Here is a 25,652-nt window from a genome sequence, read left to right on the forward strand (position 1 = left end):
CACGGCCGCGCGGCCGTTCCACCCTGGGAGAAGAGGGATCCGGATGCCACTTTCGGAGCAGGAGCAGCGCCTTCTCGACGAGATGGAGCGCAGCCTCTACCACGGCGACGCCGACTACGTCGCGTCCGTCGGACGAGCGCCCGGTCGCGTCAGCTACGCGGCGATCGTCGGCGGGGTCCTGCTCGCGGTCGCCGGTCTGGGGGTCCTCGTGCTCGGGGTCGTCCTCCACAACTGGTTCGTCGGCGCCCTCGGCTTCGCGATGATGTTCGCCGGCGTCCTCGTCGCGACCGGCGTGCGCGGCCGTCGGATGCCCGCCGGCTTCCCCGCCGCCCCCGCCGGGCGGCGCACCGGCTTCATGGATCGCCTGGGTCAGCGCTGGGAGCGCCGACGCCGGTCCTGACCCACCAGCACCTCCTCAGAACGCCCCGCGGCTCCGGCCGCGGGGCGTTCTGTCGTTCCCGGGGAGGGCGATGGAGGAGCACTGCTCTCGCAGTGGCCCGAGTGGAGGGAAGTGGAGTAAAGTGGGGGATACCAGCGCCGCTGGTCCAGTGGTCAGCGAGGGGTCGGTGCCGTGTTCCTCGGTACCTACTCGCCGCGACTCGACGAGAAAGGGCGGATCATCCTTCCGGCCAAGTTCGCGGACGACCTCGCCGACGGCGTCGTCATCACGCGCGGTCAGGAGCGGTGCCTCTACGTCTTCTCGACCGCCGAGTTCGGCCGGATGCACGAGCGCATCCGCCAGGCCCCCGTCACGAGCAGCGCGGCGCGGAACTACCTCCGGGTGTTCCTGTCGGGCGCGCACGACGAAACGCCGGACAAGCAGCGCCGGGTGACGATCCCGCCCGCGCTCCGCGCGTACGCGGGCCTCGAGCGGGAGCTCGCGGTCCTCGGCGTCGGCGACCGGGTGGAGATCTGGGACGCGGCCGCCTGGGAGCAGCGTCTCGCCGAGACGGAGGACGCGTACGCGTCCGTCGACGGGGAGGTGGTCCCCGGGATCCTCTGACCCGTGCCTCCCGAGTCCCAGCCGTGACGGGATCCCTGACACACTTCCCCGGTGCCAGGTCGCCCGTCTCCCCGCCCCTGTCACACTTCCCCGGTGCCAGGTGCGGACCACGGATGGGTATCGGGATGAACGGACCGGAGGATCCCGGGGGCCGTCCCTCCACACCGCTCCACGTCCCGGTGCTGCTGGAGACGTCGCTCGACCTGCTCGCGCCGGCGCTGGAGCGTGATCGCCCCACCACCGTCGTCGACGCCACGCTCGGCCTCGGCGGCCACGCGGAGGCCCTGCTCGCCCGGTTCCCGCGCGTCACGCTCATCGGGGTCGACCGCGATCCGGCGGCGCTGCGGCTCGCCGGCGAGCGGCTCGCGCCCTTCGGTGCGCGCTTCCGCCCCGCGCACGCCGTCTACGACCGCATTCCGGAGGTGCTCGACGACCTCGGCGTCGAGGCGGTCGACGGCGCACTGTTCGACCTGGGCGTCTCCTCGATGCAGCTCGACGAGGACGACCGCGGCTTCAGCTACGCGCGCGACGTGCCGCTCGACATGCGGATGGACCCGGGGGAGCCCCGGACCGCCGAGACGATCGTGAACGAGTACGCGGCGAACGACCTCGCCCGGATCTTCCGCGTGTACGGGGAGGAGCGACTCGCCGACCGGTACGCGAGGGCGATCGTGCGGGCCCGCGAGGCCACCCCAGTCCGGGGTTCGGCGGCTCTGGTCGACATCCTCGAGGCCGCGACGCCGGCCGCGCTGAAATCGCGCGGCCACGTGGGCAAACGCGTCTTCCAGGCCCTCCGGATCGAGGTGAACCGCGAGCTCGAGGTGCTCGAGCGGGCGGTCCCGAACGCCCTCGACAGGATCTCCACAGGTGGCCGGATCGTCGTGCTGTCCTACCATTCGTTGGAGGACCGGATCGTCAAACGGGCGCTCGCCGCCCGGACCGTCTCGACCGCCCCGCGAGGGCTCCCGGTCGAGACCGACGAGACGGCCCCCACCTTCCGGATGCTGACGCGGGGCGCACCCAAGGCAGCGGACGCGGAGGTGGAGAGGAACCCGAGGGCCGCATCCGTGCGGCTCCGGGCGGCGGAGCGGATCCGGGGGGATCACCGCACCGCCTGACACGGATGTCGCACAGTTGGGGGACTGTCAATGAGCACCGCGTACGCGTTCGACCCTGTCCGCAGGCCGCTTCCGGCCCGTCCCGTGGAGGCCGCACCGGTCCTCGCGCCGGCGGCGCCGTCGACCGCCGCGGCGCCGCGCGCGCTCCCGCTCGTCCGCCCGAAGGTGCTCGCCGCCTCCGTCGTGCTCGCCGGCGCCGTCTGCGTGATCGTCGCGCAGCTGCTGCTGTCGATCGCCACGGCGGGGAGCGCCTACCGGCTCGCCGAGCTGCAGCAGCGCTCCGACGTGCTCGCGCACCAGCAGCAGGTCGCGGCGGAGGCCCTCGCGGCCGACGCGGCGCCGCAGCGCCTCGCCGCCCGCGCGAAGGCGCTCGGCATGGTGCCGGACGACTCGCCCGCGTACCTCGACGCGAGCACCGGGCGCGTGCTCGGCAGCACCGGTCGCTGAGCCGGGTCGGCGCCGGGCGGAGTGGCGCCCGGGCCGCGCTCGCGTCCTCGCCTAGGTTCGCGGGGATGGACGGGCACCGGCGGCGCGCGCGATGGCGGCCCGCATTCGTCCTCCTCGGCGTCGTGCTGCTCGCGGCGGTCTTCCTCGTCCGGTTGACGGACGTGCAGGTGGTGCAGGCGGACGCGCTCCGCGCCGAGTCGAAGGACCGGCGGAGCATCACGACCGTCCTGCCGGGCCCGCGCGGCGACATCGTCGACGCCTCCGGGACGGTGCTCGCCACGACGGTCACCCGCTACCGCGTCACCGCGGTGCCGTGGATCGCGGCGAAGGGCGGCCGGGTCGCGGCCGACTCGGCGCGGATCGCGAAGGCGCTCGGCGTCGGCGCGGACGGCATCCGCGCGGCGCTGACGGCCGACCCGAAGGCGAGCTACGCCCTGCTCGCGAAGCAGATCAGCTACGAGGCGCTGACCCGGCTGCAGCGGCTCGACCTCGGCTGGCTGTACTACGAGGCCGTGCCGAAGCGGACCTATCCGGCCGGAGCGGTGGCCGGCAACCTGCTCGGGTTCGTCGGCTCGGACCAGACCCCCCTCGCCGGGGTCGAGCGGGGCTACAACGCCTGCCTCGCGGGCACGGACGGCGAGCAGGTGGCGGAGAGCGGCCTCGACGGCACCCCCATCCCCGGCTCGACGGCCGTCGTGAAGGCGGCGAAGCCGGGCGGCCGGGTGCAGCTGACGATCGACCGCGACCTCCAGTACTACACGCAGCAGGTCCTGGCGCAGCGGGCGGAGCAGACGGGCGCCGCCTGGGGCGCGGTCGTCGTCGAGGAGGTCGGCACGGGCCGGCTGCTCGCGGTCGCCGACTGGCCGACCGTGGACCCGAACGACGTCGCGAAGACGGCCGACAGCGACGCCGCCGCGCTCGGCTCCCGCGCCTTCACGGCGCCCTACGAGCCCGGTTCGACGATGAAGGCCGTCACCGCCTCGATGCTGCTCGACGCGGGCGTCGCCACGCCCGGTACGCACGTCGTCGCCCCGTACCGCCTGCGGACCGCGGACGGCGCCGACATCAACGACAGCGAGCAGCACGGGAACGAGCGGCTGACGCTCACCGGGGTGCTGGTGCAGTCGAGCAACACGGGCATCTCGCAGCTCGGCGGCCGGATCTCGGACGAGCGGCGGCTCGCGTACTTGAAGGCGTTCGGGTTCGGCAGCCCCACGGCGGTCGGCTTCGCGGCGGAGGCAGGCGGCAGCTTCGGGGCGGGCCCGGACTGGGATCCGCAGACGCACTACGCGACCATGTTCGGCCAGGGGCTGACGGTCTCCGCGGTGCAGATGGCGAGCGCGTACCAGACCCTCGCGAACGGCGGCGTGCGGCTGCCGGTCCGCCTCGTCGAGTCCTGCCGGAAGGCGGACGGCACGGTCCGACGCGTCGACGACGGATCGCCGACGCGGGTGATCTCGTCCTCCGCGGCCCGTTCGACGGTCAGCATGCTCGAGAACGTCGCGACGAAGGGCTGGCTCGCCGCCGACGTCCGCATCCCGGGGTACCGGATCGGCATCAAGACCGGCACGGCGCAGGAGGTGGACGCCTCCGGCGGGTACTCGAAGAACTACCTCGTGTCGATGGCGGGCGTCGCACCGGCCGACCATCCGAAGTACGTCGTCTACGTCGCGCTGTCGCAGCCGACGAAGCTCAACTCGTCCCAGGCGACCGCGCCGGTGTGGCGGAAGGTGATGGCGCGAGCCCTGCAGACGGGCGGCGTCGTGCCGTCCGGCACCGCCTCGCCGGACCTCCCGGCGTCGTGGTGATCGGGGGCGCCCGGCATCGATCCTCTACGCTGGACCCCCGGCCCTTGGACCAGCGGGAGGTAGCCGGAGTGCAGAAGCCGACGGTCGGACGGACCGCGTCGACGACGAGCAGCCCCCGCCCGTGATCGCGCTCACGCTCGCGGAGATCGCCTCCGCCGTCGACGGCGAGGTGCGCCCCGCCGACGCCGCGGCGACGGTCGTGGACGGCGCCGTGGAGACCGACTCGCGCGAGATCGCGCCGGGCGGGATCTTCGTCGCCCGCCTCGGCGAGGCGATGGACGGCCACGACTTCGCCGCGTCGGCGGTCGAGCGCGGCGCCGCGCTCCTCGTCGTCGAGCGGCCCCTCGACCTCGACGTGCCGCAGGTCGTCGTGCGGGACTCGACGGTCGCGCTGGCCGCCCTCGCGAAGGAGGTCGTCGCCCGCGTGCGCGCCGGCGGCCGGCTGCGGGTGGTCGGCATCACCGGGTCGAACGGCAAGACGACCACGAAGAACCTGCTCCGCGAGATCCTGGGCCGGATCGGCCCGACGGTCGCGTCGCACGCCTCGTTCAACAACGAGGTCGGCGGCCCGATGACGATGCTGCGGATCACCCACGACACCGCCTACCTCGTCGCCGAGATGGGCGCCTCCGCCGCCGGCGACATCGCGCGGCTCGTGCGGCTCGCGAAGCCGGACGTCGGCGTCGTCCTCAAGGTCGGCCTCGCCCACGCGGGCGGCTTCGGCAGCATCGAGGGCACACAGCGCGCGAAGTCCGAGATGGTGACCGACCTCGAGCCGACGGACGTCGCGGTGCTGAACCGGGACGACCCGCGGGTCGCCGCGATGGCGGACGTCACGAAGGCGCGCGTCGCCTGGTTCGGGCTCGCCGCGGACCCGGCCGAGGGCGGCACCACCGCGCTGGACGTCGAGGCGTCCTCCGCCGGCACGACGTTCGAGCTGGTGCTGCCGGGCGGCGAGCGCCGCGCCGTGTCCTTCCGCGTCCTCGGCGAGCACCACGTCTCGAACGCGATGGCGGCTGCCGCCGCCGCGACGGCGCTGGGCGTCGACGCGGACACGGTCGTCGCCGGGCTCGAGGCCGTGGTCCGCGCGGAGCGCTGGCGCATGGAGGTCCTCGTCGCCGAGCCGCTGACGATCGTCAACGACGCCTACAACGCGTCGCCCGACTCGATGGCGGCGGCGCTGAAGGCGCTCGTGCAGATCGCGCCCGGTCGCTCCGTCGCGGTGCTCGGCGCGATGACCGAGCTCGGCGAGTCCGCGGGCGAGGAGCACGACCGCATCGGCCTGCTCGTCGTGCGGCTGAACATCGGGCAGCTGGTCGTCGTCGGTCCGGACGCGAAGCGCATCCATCTCGCCGCGGTCGCGCAGGGCTCCTGGGACGGCGAGAGCGTGTTCGCGGAGACGCAGGAGGAGGCGGAGGCGCTCCTCGCAGACGTCCTCCGGCCGGGCGACACCGTGCTCGTGAAGTCGTCGAACGCGGCGGGCCTCCGACACCTCGGCGACCGGCTCGGCGCGCGGTGGAGCGGGACGGCCTGATGCAGTCCCTCCTCACCGGGGCCGCCGTGTCCCTCCTCTTCACGCTCTTCCTCACGCCGCTGTTCATCCGGCTCTTCCACCGGCTGCAGTGGGGCCAGTTCATCCGCGACGACGGCCCGCGCAGCCACCACGCCAAGCGCGGCACGGCCACCATGGGCGGCGTCGTCTTCATCCTCGCGTCGGTCGTCGGCTACTTCGTCGGGCACCTCAACAACGTGAAGGGCATCACGGCCTCCGGGATGCTCGTGCTCTTCCTCATGGTCGGGCTCGGGCTCGTCGGCTTCACGGACGACCTCCTGAAGACGCGGAACCAGCGCAGCCTCGGCCTCGGCGGCTGGGCGAAGATCGCCGGGCAGGTGATCGTCGCGACGGTCTTCGCGATCCTCGTGCTGCAGTTCCCGAAGACGGCGGTCGGCGCGGGCGGCAACACCTACACGACGACCCCGGCGACGACGAACGTCTCGATCGTGCGCGACCAGTGGTTCGACGGCTCGACGCTGAGCTTCACCGCGCTCTTCGGCGCGACCGTCGGGGTGATCGTCTTCGTCGTCTGGATCTGGCTCATCGTCGCCGCGACGTCGAACGGCGTGAACGTCACCGACGGCCTGGACGGCCTCGCGAGCGGCGCCTCGATCTTCGCGATCGGCTCGTTCGTCATCATCGGCTTCTGGCAGTTCAACCAGTCGTGCTTCAACCGGGCGCTGACCGCGCCGATCAACGTCGCGCTCTGCTACAACGTGCGCGATCCGCTCGACCTCGCGACGGTCGCCGCCTGCATCACCGGGGCGCTCATCGGGTTCCTCTGGTGGAACACGTCGCCCGCGCAGATCTTCATGGGCGACACCGGCTCGCTCGCGCTCGGCGGCGCCCTCGCCGCCCTCGCCGTCCTGTCCCGCACCGAGCTGCTGCTCCTCTTCATCGGCGGCCTCTTCGTCATCGAGCCCGGCTCCGTGATCGTCCAGCGCGTGTACTTCAAGCTCACGCGGGGCAAGCGCATCTTCCTGATGAGCCCGATCCACCATCACTTCGAGCTGAAGGGGTGGGCCGAGGTGACGGTCGTCGTCCGGTTCTGGATCATCGGCGGCCTGCTCGTCGCCGCCGGGGTCGGGCTGTTCTACCTCGAGTGGCTCACGAGGGCCGGATGACCGCGGACCTGGAGACGCTGCACTCCTGGCGTGCGGAGGGCTGGCGCGGGCTGCGCGTCGGCGTGCTCGGCGCAGCGGTCGTCGGCTTCGCGGCCGCTGACACCCTCGTGGAGCTCGGCTGCGAGGTCCTCGTGGTCGGCGAACGGGCGACCGAGGAGCGGACGACCCTGCTCGACGTGATCGGCGCGCGCCTGGAGCTCGGCGACGCGGCCGCGCAGCGCGACGCGCTGGCCGCGTTCGCGCCGGACCTGCTCGTGGTGAGCCCGGGCTTCCACCCCGACGTCCCCGCGCTCGCCTGGGCCGCGGAGGCCGGCGTCCCGGTGCTCGGCGACGTGGAGCTCGCGTGGCGCCTCCGCGACAAGACGGGCACGCCCGCCGAGTGGATCACGATCACCGGCACGAACGGCAAGACGACGACCACGCAGCTGACGACCGCGATGCTCCGCGAGGGCGGCCTCCGCGCCCGGGCGTGCGGCAACATCGGCAGCCCGGTGCTCGACGCGATCCGCGAGCCGGACGGCTGGGACGTGCTCGTCGTGGAGCTGTCCAGCTACCAGCTGCACTGGATGAGCGAGGTGTCGCCCGCGGCGAGCGTCGTGCTGAACATCGCGGACGACCACCTCGACTGGCACGGCTCCGCGGAGGCCTACCGCGCGGCGAAGGGCCGCGTGTACGAGCGCACCCGCGTCGCCTGCGTCTACAACGTCGAGGACCCGGTCACCGAGCAGCTCGTCCGCGACGCCGACGTCGTCGAGGGCTGCCGGGCGATCGGCTTCACCCGCGGGGTGCCCCGCGTCTCCGAGGTCGGGATCGTCGAGGAGGTCCTCGTCGACCGCGCGTTCCTGGACGAGCGGCGCACCTCCGCGCTCGAGCTGACGACCCTCCACGCGCTCGACGAGGCCGGCCTGTCGGCGCCGCACGTCGTCGCGGACGTGCTCGCGGCGTCGGCCCTGGCTCGCGCGGTCGGCGTCGAGCCCCGGGCCATCCGGGACGCGCTCGCCGCCTTCCGCCTCGACGCGCACCGGATCCAGCCCGTCGCGGAGGTCGACGGCGTCCGCTGGATCGACGACTCGAAGGCGACGAACCCGCACGCCGCGGCCGCGTCGCTCGGGGCGTTCGACCGGGTCGTGTGGGTCGCCGGAGGACTCACGAAGGGCGTCGACGTCGCGCCGCTCGTGGAGGCCGTCGCGGCCGCCGACCGCCTCCGCGGCGCGGTCGTGATCGGCCGCGACACTGCCGCGTTCACGGAGGCGCTCGCCCGACACGCGCCGGGCGTCCCCGTCGCGGTCGTGCCCGACGTGGACACTGACCGGGTGATGCCCCTCGCGGTCGAGGCGGCGCGAAGCCTCGCCGGACCCGGGGACGTCGTGCTGCTCGCGCCCGCCGCGGCGTCGATGGACCAGTTCACCGATTACGCGGACCGGGGAGACCGGTTCGCGGCCGCCGTGCGCGCGCTGCCGCAGGGGGGCGCAGCACGGACGGAGTGAGGCCGATGGACACCGCACCCGAGGCCGGGACGGGCAACCCCGTCGTCCGGCTCCCGGTCGCCCGCCGGCCGATCGTGCAGCGCATCGCGCTGCCGTCGCTCAGCGCGGTCGGCGGCGGCGACGCCCTCGCCCTCGGCGCCCTCACCCTGTTCCTCGTCGGGTTCGGCCTCGTCATGGTGCTCTCGTCGTCGAGCGTCGAGGCCTCCGTCAAGGGCGACCCCTACGGCGACTTCACGACGCAGGGGCTCGCGGCGCTCGTCGGCGCGGGCGGGATGCTCGCGCTCGCGACGCGGCTGCCGACGACGTGGCTGCCGCGTCTGGCGCCGGTCGCGTTCCTCGTCGCCGTCGGCCTCCAGCTGCTGACGGCGCTCACGCCGCTCGGGACGAACATCGGCGGCAACCAGAACTGGATCCGCATCGGCGGCGCCAGCGTGCAGCCGTCCGAGTTCGTGAAACTCACGCTGGTGCTCACCCTCGCGTCGTTCTTCTCGCGCCGACCGGGCGAGCTGCTCGGCCTCAAGGGGCTCGTGCCGGTCTTCGTCATCGGCGCGCTCGGGATCGGATCGGTGTACCTCGGCGGCGACCTCGGCACCACGCTGATCCTCACGCTCATCGTCGCCGCGGCGCTCTGGTTCGGGCAGGTGCGCCTGCGCGTGCTCGTCCTGCCCGCGGTCCTCGCGCTCACGGCCCTCGCCGTCTTCGCGCAGGCGAACGGCTCCCGGACGAGCCGCCTCGCGGCCTGGCAGCACGGCTGCACCGACCTCCTCGGCACGTGCTGGCAGACGACGCAGGCGCAGTGGGCGCTCGCGAACGGCGGTCTCACCGGCGTCGGCATCGGCAACTCGGTGTCGAAGTGGTTCTGGCTGCCGGAGGCCGACAACGACTTCATCGCCGCGATCATCGGCGAGGAGACCGGGCTGCTCGGGCTCGGTGTGCTGCTCGCCTGCTTCGTGGCGATGGCCGTCGTGCTGCTCCGCATCTCGACCCGCACGCACGACCGCTTCACGCGGGCGGCGGCCGGCATGACGCTCGCGTGGCTCGTCGGGCAGGCGTTCGCGAACATCGCGGTCGTCGTCGGCGTGGCCCCCGTGTTCGGCGTGCCGCTGCCGTTCGTGTCCGCCGGCGGCTCGTCGCTCCTCGCGAACTTCGCCGTCGTCGGCTGCCTGATGGCGCTCGCCGACCGGCCGGTCACCCGGCCCGCGGTGCGCCCCGTCGTGAACCCGGCGCACCCGTCCGCCCGGTCGCGCCTGGCGGGCGTCCGATGACGCGCTGGCTGCTCGCGGGCGGCGGCACCGGCGGCCACGTCAACCCGCTCCTCGCGGTCGCCGACCGGCTCGTGGCGGAGGGCGACGAGGCGCTCGTGCTCGGCACGGCGGAAGGCCTCGAGTCCCGGCTCGTCCCGGAGCGCGGGTACGAACTCCTCGTCATCCCGCGGGTGCCCTTCCCGCGCCGGCTGAACGGCGCCGCGCTGCGCTTCCCCGGTGCGGTCACCGGCTCGATCGCCCTGACCGGGCGCTACCTCGCGGATCGCGGGATCGACGGCGTCATCGGCTTCGGCGGCTACGCGGCCGCGCCCGCCTACCTCGCGGCGCGCCGGCGCGGCGTGGCGTTCGCGATCCACGAGCAGAACGCGAAGCCGGGGATGGCGAACCGGCTCGGCGCGCGGATGACCCGCGCCGTCGGCGTCACGTTCCCGGACACCCCGCTGCCGCACGCCGTCCGCGTCGGCATGCCGCTGCGCCGCGAGATCGCGGACCTCGACCGCGCGGCCCTGCGAGCGGAGGCGCGCTCGTTCTTCGGCTTCGACCCGGCGCGACCGGTGCTGCTCGTCACGGGCGGCTCGCTCGGCGCCCGGCAGCTGAACCGCGCCGTGGTCGGCAACGCGGCGGCCCTGCTCGCGGCCGGCTGGCAGGTGCTGCACCTCGCGGGCGGCCGCAACGAGGAGCCGGACCCGGGCCTCGACGGGTACCGGATGCTCGCCTACTGCGATCGCATGGACCTCGCGCTCGCGGCCGCCGAGCTCGCGGTGTCCCGCGCCGGCGCCTCCACGGTCAGCGAGCTGTCGGCCCTCGGGCTGCCCGCGGTCTACGTGCCGTACGCGGTGGGCAACGGCGAGCAGCGCTTCAACGCCGCAGGCGTGGTCGCGGCCGGGGGAGCCGTGCTCGAGGAGGACGCCGCGTTCACGCCGCAGCGGTTCGCGGAGGTCGTCCTCCCGCTGCTGCGCTCCCCGGAGCGGATCGCGGCGATGGCGGAGGCCGCGACCGGCGACGGCGTGCGGGACGGCGCCGAGCGCATGACGCGCCTGGCCCGCGCCGGGCTGGACGGGAGCGCCCGCGTACCCTCGGGCGCATGACGATCAAGCCGGATCTCACCGTCCCGATCCCGGACCGGCTCGACCGGGTCCACTTCGTCGGCATCGGCGGCTCGGGGATGAACGGCATCGCGAAGCTGTTCCTGGCGCGGGGCGCGACGGTCAGCGGCTCGGACCGCACGCGCAACGCCTACACCGACGCGCTCCGCGACGCGGGCGCGACCGTCTTCATCGGGCACGACGCGGGGAACCTCGGCGACGTCGACGCGATCGTCGTCACGAGCGCGCTCTGGCCGGACAACCCGGAGCTGCTGGAGGCGCGGCGCCGCGGGGTGCCCGTGCTGCACCGCTCCCACGCGCTGAAGGCGCTGATCGGCGCGGACCGCCTGGTCGCCGTCGCCGGCGCGCACGGCAAGACGACGACGACCGGGATGATCGCGGTCGCGCTCGACGCGCTCGGCGCCGACCCGTCCTTCGTCGACGGCGGCACGATCAAGGACTTCGGCACGTCGTCCCGGATCGGCGGCGGCGACGTCTTCGTCGTCGAGGCGGACGAGTCGGACGGCTCCTTCCTGCTCTACGAGACCGCGATCGCCCTCGTGCTCAACGTCGATGCCGACCACCTCGACCACTACGGCACGGAGGAGGCGTTCGACGACGCGTTCGTCGCGTTCGGGTCGAAGGCGGCGGAGCTGCTCGTGATCAACGCGGACGACGCCGGCGCGCGACGGGTGCGGGAGCGCATCGCGGACCGCGCCGTGCGCACCTACGGCGAGGCGGCGGACGCGGACGTCCGGGTCACCGAGGTGACCACGGACGGCGCGGCCGCGGGCGTGCTGACGGCGGACGGGGCGACGGCGCGCCTCCGCCTGAAGGTGCCGGGCCGGCACAACGTCGTGAACGCCGCGGGCGCCGTCGCCGTGCTCCTCGGGCTCGGCTTCGGGCTGCAGGAGTCGGCCGACGCGGTCGCGCGCTTCGGCGGCACCGGCCGCCGCTTCGACCTGCAGGCCCGCGTCGACGGCATCAGCGTCTACGACGACTACGCGCACCTGCCCGCCGAGGTCGACGCCGCGCTCACCGCGGCCCGCACGGTGGTGGGAGACGGGCGGATCATCGCCGTCCACCAGCCGCACCTGTACTCGCGGACGCAGGCCATGGCCGGCCGGTTCGCGGAGGTGCTCGAGCGCACCGCCGACCACACCGTCGTGCTCGACGTGGACGGGGCCCGCGAGGACCCCGTCCCGGGCGTGACGGGCGCGCTCGTGGTCGACCGCTTCCAGGACCCGTCGCACGTCGACTACGCCCCGGACTGGGCGGAGGCCGCCGACCTCGTCGCCCGCCTCGCGCGGCCGGGCGACTTCGTCGTCACGCTCGGCTGCGGCTCCGTCTACCGCATCGTCCCGCAGCTGCTCGAGGCGCTCGGCGACCGGACGCCCGCTCGATGAGCCGGCCCCCGGCCGGGCTCGGCGCCCCGGTCCGGCCGCCGGCGATGCCGCAGCGCACGGCTCCCGTGCGCCCGCTGCATCCCGAGCGCGCCCTGCCGGTGCCGCCGCCCCCGCGAGACGACCGCCGTGCGATCCGCGCGGCGGTGCGCGCGCGGCGCCGCGCCGAGGCGGCCGAGCGCCGCCGGCCGACTGCACTCCGGCACCCGCGCGCGCTCGCGGGCGGGGCCGTCGGCGTGCTCGTCCTGCTCGTCGGGCTGCCGCTCCTCCTCGCGTTCGGTCCCGTGTTCCCCGTCCGCACCATCGCCGTGACGGGCGTCTCCGGCGGCCTGGCCGACACCGTCCGGTCCGCGCTCCGGGGTCAGCTCGGCCGCCCCGTCGCCCTCGTCGAGGACCGGGACGTCGCGGCGGCGCTCGCGCGCGTGCCCGCCGTCGAGCGGTTCGCCCTCGTGCGCCGCCCACCCGGCACGCTCGAGGTCGCGGTCGTCCCGCGCGTCGCCGTGGTGCAGCAGCGCACGGCCGCCGGCTGGGCGCGGCTGGACGCGGCGCACGTGACCGTGTCCGTCGAGCCGGACCCGTCGGGTGCGCTGCCCGTGCTGACCGTCCCGGCCGGGACGCCTGCCGGCGCCTACGCGTCCGTCGTCGCGGCGCTCGACGCCCTGCGCCGCTCCGACCCGCCCGTCACCGCCGTCCGGCTCGCCAGCGCCGACGACGTCGAGCTGACCCTGCGCGGCGGGCTGCTCGTGCGCTGGGGCGGCCCGGAGCACGGTGCGGCCAAGGCCGAGGCGCTGGACGCGGCGCTGCGCCGGGCCGCGAAGGGCGCGACGGAGGTCGACGTCTCGTCCCCCGGTGTGGTGCTCACGCGCTGACGCGCGGACCCGCCCGGTCGGCGCGTCGGGGACCCCGGACGGGGGAGAGCGCCTACCGTCGAGCCAGCGGAATCCCGCGATGAGCAGGAGTTTCACCCTCAAGTAGAGGTTGAAGCAACGCCACCGAGACCCACCGGAAGGCCCACGTGTCCTCGAACCAGAACTACCTCGCGGTCATCAAGGTCGTCGGCGTCGGCGGCGGCGGCGTCAACGCCGTCAACCGGATGATCGAGCTCGGCCTCCGCGGCGTCGAGTTCGTCGCGATCAACACGGACGCGCAGGCGCTCCTCCTCTCCGACGCCGACGTGAAGCTCGACGTCGGCCGGGAGCTGACCCGCGGCCTCGGCGCGGGCGCGGACCCGGAGGTCGGCCGCCGCGCCGCCGAGGACCACGCGGAGGAGATCGAGGAGGCGCTCGCGGGCGCCGACATGGTGTTCGTCACCGCGGGGGAGGGCGGCGGTACCGGTACCGGCGGCGCGCCCGTCGTCGCCCGCATCGCGAAGTCGATCGGCGCGCTCACCATCGGCGTCGTGACGAAGCCGTTCGCGTTCGAGGGCAAGCGCCGCCTCCAGCAGGCCGAGCGCGGCGTGCAGTCGCTCGCGAACGAGGTCGACACGCTCATCGTCGTGCCGAACGACCGGCTGCTCGAGATCAGCGACCGCGGCATCTCCATCGTCGAGGCGTTCGCGACGGCCGACCAGGTGCTCCTCGCGGGCGTCCAGGGCATCACGGACCTCATCACGACGCCCGGCCTCATCAACCTCGACTTCGCGGACGTGAAGAGCGTCATGCAGGGCGCGGGCAGCGCCCTCATGGGCATCGGCTCGGCCAGGGGAGCGGACCGGGCGATCAAGGCCGCGGAGCTCGCGGTGGCGTCGCCGCTGCTCGAGGCATCGATCGACGGCGCGCACGGCGTGCTGCTCTCGATCCAGGGCGGCTCGAACCTCGGGATCCTCGAGATCAACGACGCGGCCCGCCTCGTGCAGGAGGCCGTGCACCCGGAGGCGAACATCATCTTCGGCGCGGTCATCGACGACACCCTCGGCGACGAGGTGCGCGTCACCGTGATCGCCGCCGGGTTCGACGGCGAGAACTTCCGGGAGAAGCGCGACGCGCGACGCAGCAACTTCGTGGACGCGGGCCGCCCGGCGACGGGCGCCGTCGCCGCGGCCGGCGCTCCCGCCGCGGCTGCAGCGCCTGCCACGGCGCCCGCAGCGGTGCAGAAGCCCTCGACGGCGGCCGACCACAACACGACCGGCTCGCACGAGTGGCAGCTCGTCGCCGACTCGACGACGCTCACCCAGACGAGCGACCTCGACTACGGCGACGACGACGACGATCTCGACATTCCGGAGTTCCTGCGCTGAGTCCATCGCCGCGCCGCCGCTGCGGCGCGGTTGCGCTGCTGCGCAGCGCCCTGCACGGGCGCTGCGCTTCGCAGCGGTGTCACGCCCCTCGCCGGCTCGTGCCCTCGGGACGCCGCTCGCGCGTGTGCCGTCCGCGACCCGCAGTACCGTCGAGCCTCGTGACCGAGCTCGCCGACCGCCTCCACGGGGTGCAGCAGCGGATCGCCGCCGCCGCGCGCGCCGCCGACCGCGACCCGGCGGAGGTCACCCTCGTCGTCGTCACGAAGTTCCAGCCCGTCGACCTGCTCCAGGAGCTGTACGACCTCGGGGTCCGCGACTTCGGCGAGAGCCGCCATCCGGAGGCGCGCGACAAGGCCGCCGCGCTGCCCGACGACGTCGTCTGGCACTTCATCGGGCAGCTGCAGACGAACAAGGCGAGACAGGTCGCGAAGTACGCCGACGTGATCCATTCCGTCGACCGGATCGAATTGATCGAGGCGCTCGACGGACGAGAACTCGACGTCCTCCTGCAGGTCGATCTCGGCATTCCCGAAGGTGGCTCGGAGGGCCCCAGTCGTGGGGGTGCGAAACCCTCCGCCATTCCCTTCCTCGCTGGCCGGATCGTCGAATCCGACGGCCTCCGACTCCGCGGGGTGATGACGGTCGCACCGCTCGGGATGCCCGTCGTTCCGGCCTTCTCGGCCCTCCGGATGGTCTCGGAGCGGGTGCGCGGAGTCGCTCCCGACGCGTCCTGGATATCGGCCGGCATGTCCGGCGACTTCCGCGAGGCGATCGCCGCCGGCGCGACACACGTGCGGATCGGCTCGGCCGTCACTGGCCCGAGAAGCACAGGGCTGTAATACTCGTTCCGGGCGGCACCGCGGGGGGTGTGTGCGCAGCCCGTGGAGGATTCCATGTCGAACCCCATTCGCAAGTCGATGGTGTGGCTCGGCCTCGCGGACGACCAGTACGACTACGCGGAGCCGGTCGAGCCGGTGGCGCCGTACGTGCAGCCGGTCGTCACGCGCGCGCAGGTGACGCCGCTGCCGCGGCGGGTCGCGAAGGCGGCGGTGCCGGAGATGAACGAGATCCTGACCGTGCACCCGCGGCAGTACCGCGACGCGCAGCAGATCGCCGAGCACTTCCGCGACGGCACGCCCGTGATCATCAACCTGACGCAGATGACGGAGGCGGAGGCGCGGCGGCTCGTCGACTTCGCGTCCGGGCTCTCGACCGGCCTGCGCGGCCGGATCGAGCGCGTCACGAGCAAGGTGTTCCTGCTCTCGCCGGAGCACATCACGGTGTCGGGCGAGGAGCCCGCGAACGTCACGTCGGACCTCGACGCGACGTTCACCGGCTGACCCGATCAGCGGGTGACCGGCGCCCGTCGGCGCCGGTCACCGCGATACTGGATCCCGTGGAGTCCGGACGATGAGCCCGATCGGCCTCGTCGGCGCGGTCGCGTACGTCGTCCTGCTGGTGTACTTCTTCGCGCTCTGGGCGCGCTTCATCCTCGACCTCGTGCAGGCCTTCAGCGAGAGCTGGCGGCCGCGCGGGGTCGTCCTGGTGCTCGCGGAGGCCGCGTACACGGCGACCGACCCGCCGATCAAGGCGGTCCGCCGCGTGCTGCCGCCGCTCAGGATCGGCCAGTTCGCGCTCGACTTCGGGTTCACGATCGTGATGTTCGCGGTCATCGTGCTGATGTACGTCGCGATCGCCGTCCAGGCCCTCTGAGCCCGGCCATAGCACGTCGGCCCGCGACACGCGGAGCGGCCGCTCACCCCCGGAAACGGGGTCGTCGGGGTCGGATCCGCGCTAGCCTCTCCTGCACCGCAATCCAGCAGCCCCGCAGAGAACCATGAAGGTGGGACCATGGCCCTCACGCCTGAAGACGTCGTCAACAAGCGATTCCAACCGACGAAGTTCCGTGAGGGCTACGACCAGGACGAGGTCGACGACTTCCTGGACGAGGTCGTCGTCGAGCTCCGCCGCCTCGGCCAGGAGAACGAGGACCTCCGCCAGCGCCTGATCGCCAGCGAGTCCCGGATCGCGGAGCTGCAGCGCTCCTCCGCGCCGGTGACGGGCGAGCAGCCCTCGCAGGCGCCGATCGCGCAGCTCAGCTACCCGACGGCCCAGACCGACGTCGGCGCGGTCGACCCGTCGAACACGAACAACCTGCTCCAGCTCGCGCGCCGGCTCCACGAGGAGCACGTGCGGGAGGGCGTCGAGAAGCGCGACGCGCTCATCGCCGAGGGGCACGCCACGGCGGCCCGCGTCGTCGCCGACGCCGAGGCGAAGCAGCGCTCCCAGATGGGCACGCTCGACCAGGAGCGTGCGCTCCTCGAGCACCGCATCGACGAGCTGCGCGCTTTCGAGCGCGAGTACCGCCAGAAGCTGAAGGGCCACATCGAGGGCCTGCTCCGCGAGCTCGACGCCTCGAACGTCGTCACCGCGGGCACCGGCTCCTACGGCAGCGTCGGCGTGCCGACGCCGTCCGGCTTCCAGGGCTTCGGTGGCAACTGACCCGAACGGACCCGACGGGGCGTCGCCGGTGACGGCGGCGCCCCGTTCCGCGTCCGCTCCCGTCCGTCCCGGCGTGCTTGCACTGCTCGTCGCCGTGGCCGTCGCCGTCCTGACGGCCGACCAGGTCGTCAAGGCCTGGGTCGTCGCGACGCTCCCGGAGGGCGTCCCGCACCCGGTCATCGGGAACCTGCTGATCTTCGAGCACGTCGCCAACCCCGGCGCGGCGTTCTCCCTCGCGACGGGCGCCACCTGGGTGTTCTCGATCATCGCCGTCGCGGTGGTCGTCTTCCTCGTCTGGTTCGCTCGGCGCATCCGGTCGGTGGCGTGGGGCGTGCTCTTCGGGCTGCTGCTCGGCGGCACGCTCGGCAACCTGACGGACCGCCTCACCCGCCCGCCGGGCTTCGGCGTCGGCCACGTGGTCGACTTCATCCTCGTGCCGTGGCTGCTGCCCGCCATCTTCAACCTGGCGGACTCGGCGATCGTGATCTCGATGTGCCTGTTCGTGCTGCTGACCCTGCTCGGCCGCGGCATCGACGGCTCCAGGCGCCCGGCGCGGTCGAAGGGCTGAGGTGCCCGAGCGACTGCTGCCCGTGCCCGACGGCCTCGCCGGGGAACGGGTCGACGCCGGCCTGGCGAAGCTCCTCGGCCTGTCCAGGACCAAGGCGGCGGCGATCGCGGACGAGGGCGGCGTGGAGGTCGACTTCAGGCCCGTCGGCCGCTCGGACCGGCTCGCCGCCGGCGCGCTGCTGTCGGTCCGGTGGGAGGAGCCGTCGGCCGCTCCGGTCGAGCCGATCGCCGTGCCGGGGCTCGACGTCGTGTTCGAGGACGACGACCTGATCGTCGTCGACAAGCCCGCCGGCGTCGCGGCGCATCCGTCGCCCGGGTGGCTGGGGCCGACCGTCGTCGGCGGCCTCGCCGCCGCCGGGGTGCGCGTCAGCACCTCCGGCGCCGCCGAGCGGGCGGGGATCGTCCACCGGCTGGACGCCGGCACGAGCGGGCTCATGGTCGTCGCGAAGAGCGAACCCGCCTACACGGCGCTGAAGCGCGCGTTCAAGGAGCGCACGGTGGACAAGGTGTACCTCGCGCTGGCACAGGGGCACCCGGACCCGACGTCGGGCACCATCGACGCGCCGATCGGGCGCCACCCGAAGGCCGACTACCGGTTCGCCGTCGTGTCGGACGGGCGTCCGTCCGTCACCCACTACGACACGCTGGAGGCGTTCCGCGCGGCGACCCTGCTCGAGGTCCATCTCGAGACCGGCCGGACCCACCAGATCCGCGTCCACTTCGCCCACCTCCGGCACCCGCTCGTCGGCGACACCATGTACGGCGCCGACCCGGGTCTCGCCCAGCGCCTCGGCGTCGAGCGGCAGTGGCTGCACGCGGCCCGGCTCGGGTTCGCGCATCCGGGGACGGGGGAGGCGGTCGAGTTCGAGAGCCCGCTGCCCGCCGATCTGCAGCACGCGCTCGACCTGCTCGCGGAGTAGGCGTGGCGGCGGCTCGGGCGACCGTCTGGATCGGCGGGGGCAGCGGCGCCGGGAAGTCGACCGTCGCCCGCATCCTCGGCGAGCGGCACGGCCGGCCGGTCGTCCACACCGACGAGTCCCTGCACGAGCACGCGACGGCGTCGGCCGGCGATCCGGCGGTCGACGCGTTCGTGCGGATGTCGATGGACGAGCGCTGGGTCGACCGTCGGCCGGGGGAGATGCTCGCGACGTTCCCCTGGTTCGCGGGCGCGGCGTTCGACCTGCTGCTGCGGGACCTGCCGCGCGGTCCCCTGGTCGTGGAGGGCTTCCGGCTCCTGCCGGGCTTCGTCCGCCGCTTCGTCGAGCTCGGCGACCGGGCGGTCTGGCTGCTGCCGACGCCGGAGCAGCGGGCGCGTGCGTTCGCCGGCCGCGCCGCCGAGGGCCGCGCCTTCTGGGAGCGGACCCGCGACCCGGCGCGGGCCCTCGCGAACGTGCTCGAGCGCGACCGGCTGTTCACGGAGGTCCTCCGCGACCAGTGCGCCGTGCTCGGGCTCCCGGTCGTCGACGTGGACGGGTCCGAGGGCGCCGAGGCGGTCGCGGACCGGGTCGAAGGGCTGCTCGGACCGCTCGGCTGAACGGCCGCCGCGCCCGGCCCGGAGGGCGAATCGCGGCTCGATCAGGCGACACTGCCACTGTCCGAGGGCGCCGCTAACGTCCTCCCACGATGGGCGCCTCCGACAGCTTCGTACACCTCCACGTGCACTCCGAGTACTCGATGCTCGACGGTGCCGCACGACTCGGCGACATGCTCGGCGAGGCCGCGAAGCAGGGCATGCCCGCGATCGCGATCACGGACCACGGCAACACGTTCGGTGCGTTCGACTTCTGGAAGCAGTCGCAGCAGCACGGCGTGAAGGCGATCATCGGTACCGAGGCGTACCTGACGCCGGGCACGCACCGCGGCGACAAGACGCGCATCCGGTGGGGCGACGGCGGCGGCGACGACGTGTCGGGCTCGGGCGCCTACACGCACATGACGCTGCTCGCCGAGACGACGCAGGGGCTCCACAACCTCTTCAAGCTGTCGTCGCGCGCGTCCATCGAGGGCTACTACTTCAAGCCGCGCATGGACCGCGAGCTGCTGCACGAGCACCACGAGGGCCTCATCGCCACGACCGGCTGTCCCGGCGGCGAGGTCCAGACGCGGCTGCGCCTCGGGCAGTGGGACGAGGCGGTCGAGGCCGCGGCGGAGTTCCGCGACATCTTCGGGAAGGACAACTTCTTCGTCGAGCTGATGGACCACGGCATCTCCGTGGAGCGGCGGGTGCAGCAGGACCTGCTCCGGCTGGCGAAGGAGCTCTCGCTGCCGATCGTCGCGACGAACGACCTCCACTACACGCACGCGGAGGACGCGAAGAGCCACGCGGCGCTGCTCTGCGTCCAGTCCGGCTCGACGCTCGACGACCCGAACCGCTTCAAGTTCGACGGCGACGAGTACTACTTGAAGACGGCCGCGGAGATGCGGCACATCTTCCGCGACCTGCCGGAGGCCTGCGACAACACGCTCGTCATCGCGGAGCGGTGCGAGATCGAGTTCGACACCTCGGCGAACTACATGCCGCGCTTCCCGGTGCCGGAGGGGGAGACGGAGGACTCCTGGTTCGTCAAGGAGGTCGATCGCGGGCTCGAGGTCCGATACCCGGACGGCATCCCGGACGCGGTGCGCAAGCAGGCCGAGTACGAGAAGTCGGTCATCCTCCAGATGGGCTTCCCCGGGTACTTCCTCGTCGTCGCGGACTTCATCAACTGGTCGAAGAACCACGGCATCCGGGTCGGCCCGGGCCGCGGCTCCGGCGCCGGGTCGATGGCGGCGTACGCGATGCGGATCACCGACCTCGACCCGCTCGTCCACGGCCTGATCTTCGAGCGGTTCCTCAACCCGGACCGCGTCTCGATGCCCGACTTCGACGTGGACTTCGACGAGCGTCGGCGCGACGAGGTGCTGAAGTACGTCACCGACAAGTACGGCGACGACCGCGTCAGCCAGATCGTGACCTACGGCACGATCAAGGCGAAGCAGGCGCTGAAGGACTCGGGTCGCGTGCTCGGCTTCCCCTTCGGGATGGGGGAGAAGCTCACGAAGGCGATGCCGCCCGCGATCATGGGCAAGGACATCTCGCTGTCCGGCATCTTCGACCCGAAGGACAAGCGCTACAAGGAGGCCGGCGACATCCGGGCCGTCATCGAGATGGACCCGGAGGCCAAGACGGTCTTCGACACCGCGCTCGGGCTCGAGGGCCTGAAGCGGCAGTGGGGCGTCCACGCCTGCGGCGTGATCATGTCGAGCGTCCCGCTCACCGATGTGATCCCGATCCAGCGCCGCGAGCAGGACGGCCAGATCGTCACGCAGTTCGACTACCCGGCGTGCGAGGCGCTCGGGCTGATCAAGATGGACTTCCTGGGCCTCCGCAACCTCACGATCATCGAGGACGCGCTCGACAACATCCAGGCGAACCGGGGGCACCGCCCCGTGCTCGAGGACCTGCCGCTCACCGACGAGCTGACGTACAAGCTGCTCGCCGCGGGCGACACCCTCGGGGTGTTCCAGTTCGACGGCGGCCCGATGCGGTCGCTGCTCCGGCTCATGAAGCCGGACAACTTCGAGGACATCTCCGCCGTCGGTGCGCTCTACCGCCCGGGCCCGATGGGTGCGAACTCGCACACGAACTACGCGCTCCGGAAGAACGGGCTGCAGGAGATCGTCCCGATCCACCCGGAGCTCGCGGAGCCCCTGAAGGACGTGCTCGGCACCACCTACGGCCTGATCGTCTACCAGGAGCAGGTGATGGCGATCGCGCAGAAGCTCGCCGGTTTCAGCCTGGGACAGGCGGACATCCTCCGCCGCGCCATGGGCAAGAAGAAGAAGGCGGAGCTGGACAAGCAGTTCGCCGGCTTCAAGGCGGGCATGAACGAGCGCGGCTACTCCGACGAGGCCGTGAACACGCTCTGGGACATCCTGCTGCCGTTCTCCGACTACGCCTTCAACAAGGCGCATTCGGCCGCCTACGGCGTGCTGTCCTACTGGACCGGGTACCTCAAGGCGCACTACCCGGCCGAGTACATGGCCGCGCTGCTCACCTCCGTCGGGGACGCGCGCGACAAGCTCGCCGTCTATCTCAACGAGTGCCGCCGGATGGGCATCAAGGTCCTGCCGCCGGACGTGAACGAGTCAATCGGCTTCTTCGCGGCCGTCGGCGAGGACATCCGCTTCGGCATGGGCGCGATCCGCAACGTCGGCGCGAACGTCGTCGAGCAGATCATCGCGGCGCGGGAGGAGAAGGGCCGCTTCACGTCCTTCCACGACTTCCTGAAGAAGGTGCCGCTCGGCGTCGCGAACAAGCGCACGGTCGAGTCGCTCATCAAGGCCGGCGCGTTCGACACGCTCGGGTCGACCCGCCGGGCGCTCCTCGAGATCCACGAGGCCGCCGTCGACATGAGCGTGAAGGACAAGCGCGCCGAGGCGAACGGCGACTTCGGGTTCGACTTCGACAGCCTGTTCGATGAGCCGCAGGAGACCGCGCAGGTCCCGCCGAAGCCGGAGTGGTCGAAGAAGCAGAAGCTCGCGTTCGAGCGGGAGATGCTCGGGCTCTACGTGTCCGACCACCCGCTCGCGGGCCTCGAGACCGTGCTCGCGAAGCACGCGTCGACGTCCATCGCCGACCTGCTCGCCCTCGAGACGCCGCCCGACGGGGAGCAGGTCACCCTGGCGGGGCTCGTCACCGAGGTGCAGCACCGCGTCGCCCGGAACTCCGGCAACCAGTACGGCATCGTTCAGATCGAGGACTTCGGCGGCACGGTCAGCGTGATGTTCCTCGGCAAGGCGTACCAGGAGTTCGCGCCCGCGCTCGTCGCGGACAGCGTCGTGGTCGTCCGGGGTCGGGTCTCGGCCCGGGACGACGGCATCAACATCCACGCGAACAGCGTCTTCACGCCGGACCTCGGCACCTCCGGCGGGTCCGGGCCGATCATGATCACGCTGCCGGACGTGCGCGCGACGACGGCGACCGTGAAGTCGCTGTCCGACGTGCTCATCCGCAACTCCGGCGAGACCGAGGTGCGCCTCCGGCTCACGAAGGGCGAGACGGCGCGGGTGTTCGAGATCCCGTTCCCGGTGCGCGTGACCGCGGACCTGTACGGCGAGCTGAAGAGCCTCCTCGGCCCCGCCTGCGTCTGATCGGTAGGCTCGTCGACCGTGCTGCGGACCATCGATCTGCGGGGGAGCGCGCTCGACGCCGCGACCATCCGCGCCGCCCTGCCCCGACCGGCTGACGACCCCGGCAGCGTGCAGGCGGACGTCGTCGCGCTCATCGACGACGTGCGCGCCCGCGGCGAGGCGGCGCTGCTCGAGCAGGCCGACCGCTTCGACGGGGGTCGGCCGCCGGCGATCCGGGTGCCCGTCGAGGAGATCGTCGCGGCGGAGCGGGCGCTGCCGCCGGACATCCGGGCGGCGCTCGAGATCACGATCGAGCGCGTGCGTGCCGCGAGCCGGGCGCAGCTCTCCGAGCCGACCACGACGCACCTCGGGGACGGCGCCTCGATCCTGCAGCGCTGGCTGCCGGTGCGCCGCGTCGGCCTCTACGTGCCGGGCGGCCGCGCGGTCTACCCGTCCAGCGTCGTCATGAACGTGGTGCCCGCGCAGGTGGCCGGCGTCCGGGCGATCGCGGTGGCGACGCCGGCGCAGCGGGACCAGGGCGGGCGCGCCCACCCGGTCGTCCTCGGCGCCGCCGGGCTGCTCGGCGTGCACGAGGTCTACGTCATGGGCGGATCCGGTGCCGTCGGCGCCCTCGCGCACGGCGTGCCGGGGATCGGCCTCGAGCCCGTCGACGTCGTGACGGGCCCGGGCAACGTCTACGTCGCCGCCGCCAAGCGCGCGGTGGCGGGGGTCGTCGGCATCGACTCCGAGGCCGGCCCGACCGAGATCGTCGTGATCGCGGACGACTCCGCGGACCCGGAGCTCGTCGCCGCCGACCTCATCAGCCAGGCCGAGCACGACGTGCTCGCCGCGGCGGTGCTCGTCACCGACTCGCCGAGCCTCGCCGCCGCCGTCGACGAGGCGGTCGTCCGCCGCGCCGCGGCGACGTTCCACGCCGACCGTGTGCGCACGTCCCTGACGGCGCGGCAGTCCGGGATCCTCCTCGTCGACGACCGCGCCGCGGCGGTCGCGGTGAGCAACGCGTACGCGCCGGAGCACCTCGAGGTGCAGACGGTCGACCCCTGGTCCCTCGTCGCGGACTTGACGGAGGCCGGCGCGGTCTTCGTCGGCGCCGGCACGCCCGTGAGCCTCGGCGACTACGCCGCGGGCTCGAACCACGTGCTGCCGACCGGTGGCACGGCGCGGTTCGCCGCCGGTCTCTCCGTACGGCCGTTCCTCCGCCAGCAGCAGGTCGTCGACTACTCGCTCGAGGCCCTGCGCGCGGCCCGCCCGGTCGTGCGCGCCCTCGCCGACGCGGAGGGCCTGCCCGCCCACGGCGACGCCGTGGACGCCCGCTTCGCCTGACCGCATGCGACCGAGCGGAGCGCACAGGACCTGATCACCGCGGAATCACACCGCTGTCATTCGTCCCGCGCCACCGGTAGGATCGATCGCGAGATGCACTGCCCCTTCTGCCGGAATCCGGACACCAGGGTCGTCGACTCCCGCGTGAGCGACGACGGCCTCGCCATCCGCCGGCGCCGGCAGTGCCCCAACTGCGGCCGACGCTTCTCCACCACGGAGACCGCGAGCCTGTCCGTCATCAAGCGGAACGGCGTGCTCGAGCCGTTCAGCCGCGACAAGGTCGTCGCCGGCGTGCGCAAGGCGTGCCAGGGCCGGCCGGTGACCGATTCCGACCTCGCGCTGCTCGCGCAACGGGTGGAGGAGACGATCCGGCAGACCGGCGCCAGTCAGATCGAGGCGAACGACATCGGCCTCGCCGTGCTCCCGCCGCTCCGCGAACTCGACGAGGTCGCGTACCTCCGCTTCGCGAGCGTCTACCAGGGCTTCACCTCGCTCGACGACTTCGAGGCGGCCATCACGCTGCTGCGCGTCGAGAACTCGTCGCCCAAGGGCGCCTGAGCGCACCCGTGGGAGTCGTCGAGCGGGCCTACCGCGCCCTGTTCCGCGTCGTGCTGATGCGCATGGACCCGGAGGCCGCGCACCACGCGGCGGTGGTCGTCATCCGCGCGCTCGGCGCCGCACCCGTCGTCGCCGACGCGGTCCGCCGGCGCACCACCGCTATCGGGACACCGGTCACCGCGATGGGCGTGCGCTTCCCGACGCCGTTCGGCCTCGCCGCCGGGTTCGACAAGAACGCGATCGCGGTCCGCGGGCTCGGCGCGCTCGGGTTCGGGCACATCGAGATCGGCACCGTCACCGCGAAACCGCAGCCGGGCAACCCGGCGCCCCGACTGTTCCGGCTGCCCGCCGACGGCGCGCTCATCAACCGCATGGGGTTCAACAACGACGGCGCCGAGGTCGTCGCCGCCCGCCTGCGGCGGCTCCGGCGCCGTGGCGGCCTGCCCGTCGTCGGCGTGAACATCGGCAAGAGCCGCGTCACCGCCGTCGAGGACGCGGTCGACGACTACCGCTTCAGCGCGCGGCTGCTGGCCCCGCTCGCCGACTACCTCGTCGTGAACGTCTCGTCGCCGAACACGCCGGGCCTCCGCGGGCTGCAGGAGCTCGACCTGCTCGAGCCGCTCCTCGCCGCCGTGCTGTCGGAGGCGGGGGCGACCCCGCTGCTCGTGAAGATCGCACCGGACCTCGAGGACGACGCGGTGCGCCACATCGGCGCGCTCGCCGCCCGGCTCGGCCTTGCCGGCGTCGTCGCCATCAACACGACGGTCCGGCGCGACGGCCTCCGCACCCCTGCGGACCGCGTCGAGGCGATGGGCGCCGGCGGGCTGTCGGGTCCGCCCCTCGCGACGCGATCGCTCGAGGTCCTCCGCGTCCTCCGCGAGGCGCTGCCCGCGGAGGCGTGCGTCATCAGCGTCGGCGGCGTCGCGACCGCTGCGGACGTGCGCGCGCGACTCGACGCGGGTGCCGACCTCGTCCAGGGCTACACGGCGTTCCTCTACCGCGGCCCGGGATGGGCCGCGGCGCTGAACCGCGCCTGAC

The 25,652-nt window shown here is 73.2% G+C and carries 24 protein-coding genes; all 24 read left to right on the forward strand.

Annotated elements, in window-relative coordinates; genetic code table 11:
• Window positions 1–43: 43 nt before the first annotated feature.
• The gene (locus tag CLV52_RS09625) at window positions 44–400 is read left to right on the forward strand and encodes a DUF3040 domain-containing protein (protein ID WP_133766139.1); all 357 of its coding nucleotides are present in this window, start codon (window positions 44–46) and stop codon (window positions 398–400) included.
• Between the two features lie 171 nt (window positions 401–571).
• Window positions 572–1,003: a division/cell wall cluster transcriptional repressor MraZ gene (gene mraZ, locus CLV52_RS09630; protein ID WP_133766140.1), complete on the forward strand. Its 432-nt coding sequence runs from the start codon at window positions 572–574 to the stop codon at window positions 1,001–1,003.
• Window positions 1,004–1,128: 125 nt separating this feature from the next.
• A complete protein-coding gene (rsmH, locus tag CLV52_RS09635; RefSeq protein ID WP_133766141.1) occupies window positions 1,129–2,121 on the forward strand; it encodes a 16S rRNA (cytosine(1402)-N(4))-methyltransferase RsmH in 993 nt (330 codons plus the stop codon).
• 30 nt (window positions 2,122–2,151) lie between these two features.
• Complete coding sequence (gene ftsL / locus CLV52_RS18415) at window positions 2,152–2,568, forward strand: cell division protein FtsL (RefSeq protein WP_162850796.1); 417 nt, start codon at window positions 2,152–2,154, stop codon at window positions 2,566–2,568.
• Between the two features lie 65 nt (window positions 2,569–2,633).
• The gene (locus CLV52_RS09640; RefSeq protein WP_162850797.1) at window positions 2,634–4,376 is read left to right on the forward strand and encodes a peptidoglycan D,D-transpeptidase FtsI family protein; all 1,743 of its coding nucleotides are present in this window, start codon (window positions 2,634–2,636) and stop codon (window positions 4,374–4,376) included.
• Window positions 4,377–4,497: 121 nt separating this feature from the next.
• Window positions 4,498–5,910 (forward strand): UDP-N-acetylmuramoyl-tripeptide--D-alanyl-D-alanine ligase, encoded by a 1,413-nt coding sequence (locus tag CLV52_RS09645; RefSeq protein ID WP_133766143.1) that lies wholly within the window; start codon window positions 4,498–4,500, stop codon window positions 5,908–5,910.
• A complete protein-coding gene (gene mraY / locus CLV52_RS09650; protein ID WP_133766144.1) occupies window positions 5,910–7,055 on the forward strand; it encodes a phospho-N-acetylmuramoyl-pentapeptide-transferase in 1,146 nt (381 codons plus the stop codon). Before CLV52_RS09645 ends, mraY begins: the two co-directional genes overlap by 1 nt.
• Window positions 7,052–8,542, forward strand: a complete 1,491-nt coding sequence (gene murD / locus CLV52_RS09655) for a UDP-N-acetylmuramoyl-L-alanine--D-glutamate ligase (RefSeq protein ID WP_133766145.1) — start codon at window positions 7,052–7,054, stop codon at window positions 8,540–8,542. Before mraY ends, murD begins: the two co-directional genes overlap by 4 nt.
• A 5-nt stretch (window positions 8,543–8,547) precedes the next feature.
• Entirely contained in the window at window positions 8,548–9,807 is a 1,260-nt protein-coding gene (locus CLV52_RS09660; RefSeq protein ID WP_133766146.1) for an FtsW/RodA/SpoVE family cell cycle protein, read from the forward strand.
• Window positions 9,804–10,895 (forward strand): UDP-N-acetylglucosamine--N-acetylmuramyl-(pentapeptide) pyrophosphoryl-undecaprenol N-acetylglucosamine transferase, encoded by a 1,092-nt coding sequence (locus CLV52_RS09665; protein WP_133766147.1) that lies wholly within the window; start codon window positions 9,804–9,806, stop codon window positions 10,893–10,895. Before CLV52_RS09660 ends, CLV52_RS09665 begins: the two co-directional genes overlap by 4 nt.
• Entirely contained in the window at window positions 10,892–12,298 is a 1,407-nt protein-coding gene (murC, locus tag CLV52_RS09670) for a UDP-N-acetylmuramate--L-alanine ligase (protein ID WP_133766148.1), read from the forward strand. The genes CLV52_RS09665 and murC overlap by 4 nt, the downstream gene beginning before the upstream one ends.
• Entirely contained in the window at window positions 12,295–13,164 is an 870-nt protein-coding gene (locus CLV52_RS09675) for a cell division protein FtsQ/DivIB (protein WP_133766149.1), read from the forward strand. The genes murC and CLV52_RS09675 overlap by 4 nt, the downstream gene beginning before the upstream one ends.
• A 146-nt stretch (window positions 13,165–13,310) precedes the next feature.
• The gene (ftsZ, locus tag CLV52_RS09680) at window positions 13,311–14,531 is read left to right on the forward strand and encodes a cell division protein FtsZ (protein WP_133766150.1); all 1,221 of its coding nucleotides are present in this window, start codon (window positions 13,311–13,313) and stop codon (window positions 14,529–14,531) included.
• A gap of 158 nt (window positions 14,532–14,689) precedes the next feature.
• The gene (locus tag CLV52_RS09685; protein ID WP_211342669.1) at window positions 14,690–15,370 is read left to right on the forward strand and encodes a YggS family pyridoxal phosphate-dependent enzyme; all 681 of its coding nucleotides are present in this window, start codon (window positions 14,690–14,692) and stop codon (window positions 15,368–15,370) included.
• 54 nt (window positions 15,371–15,424) lie between these two features.
• On the forward strand, window positions 15,425–15,871 hold the full coding sequence (locus CLV52_RS09690) for a cell division protein SepF (RefSeq protein ID WP_133766151.1): 447 nt from the start codon (window positions 15,425–15,427) through the stop codon (window positions 15,869–15,871).
• A gap of 70 nt (window positions 15,872–15,941) precedes the next feature.
• Entirely contained in the window at window positions 15,942–16,244 is a 303-nt protein-coding gene (locus CLV52_RS09695) for a YggT family protein (RefSeq protein WP_133766152.1), read from the forward strand.
• A 138-nt stretch (window positions 16,245–16,382) separates the two neighbouring features.
• A complete protein-coding gene (locus tag CLV52_RS09700; protein WP_133766153.1) occupies window positions 16,383–17,033 on the forward strand; it encodes a DivIVA domain-containing protein in 651 nt (216 codons plus the stop codon).
• A 73-nt stretch (window positions 17,034–17,106) separates the two neighbouring features.
• Window positions 17,107–17,601 (forward strand): signal peptidase II, encoded by a 495-nt coding sequence (lspA, locus tag CLV52_RS09705; protein ID WP_133766154.1) that lies wholly within the window; start codon window positions 17,107–17,109, stop codon window positions 17,599–17,601.
• A 1-nt stretch (window position 17,602) separates the two neighbouring features.
• On the forward strand, window positions 17,603–18,520 hold the full coding sequence (locus tag CLV52_RS09710; protein ID WP_133766155.1) for an RluA family pseudouridine synthase: 918 nt from the start codon (window positions 17,603–17,605) through the stop codon (window positions 18,518–18,520).
• A 2-nt stretch (window positions 18,521–18,522) separates the two neighbouring features.
• Window positions 18,523–19,134 carry a P-loop NTPase family protein gene (locus tag CLV52_RS09715; RefSeq protein ID WP_133766156.1) on the forward strand — a complete coding sequence of 204 codons (612 nt, stop codon included), beginning with the start codon at window positions 18,523–18,525 and terminating at the stop codon, window positions 19,132–19,134.
• Between the two features lie 89 nt (window positions 19,135–19,223).
• Entirely contained in the window at window positions 19,224–22,733 is a 3,510-nt protein-coding gene (dnaE, locus tag CLV52_RS09720; RefSeq protein ID WP_133766157.1) for a DNA polymerase III subunit alpha, read from the forward strand.
• Between the two features lie 18 nt (window positions 22,734–22,751).
• Window positions 22,752–24,056 carry a histidinol dehydrogenase gene (gene hisD / locus CLV52_RS09725; protein WP_211342670.1) on the forward strand — a complete coding sequence of 435 codons (1,305 nt, stop codon included), beginning with the start codon at window positions 22,752–22,754 and terminating at the stop codon, window positions 24,054–24,056.
• A gap of 93 nt (window positions 24,057–24,149) precedes the next feature.
• Window positions 24,150–24,614 carry a transcriptional regulator NrdR gene (gene nrdR, locus CLV52_RS18695; protein WP_133766158.1) on the forward strand — a complete coding sequence of 155 codons (465 nt, stop codon included), beginning with the start codon at window positions 24,150–24,152 and terminating at the stop codon, window positions 24,612–24,614.
• Between the two features lie 8 nt (window positions 24,615–24,622).
• Window positions 24,623–25,651: a quinone-dependent dihydroorotate dehydrogenase gene (locus tag CLV52_RS09735; protein WP_281276065.1), complete on the forward strand. Its 1,029-nt coding sequence runs from the start codon at window positions 24,623–24,625 to the stop codon at window positions 25,649–25,651.
• Window position 25,652: the final 1 nt, after the last annotated feature.

The organism is Amnibacterium kyonggiense, from assembly GCF_004364555.1.
Taxonomy (GTDB): domain Bacteria; phylum Actinomycetota; class Actinomycetes; order Actinomycetales; family Microbacteriaceae; genus Amnibacterium; species Amnibacterium kyonggiense.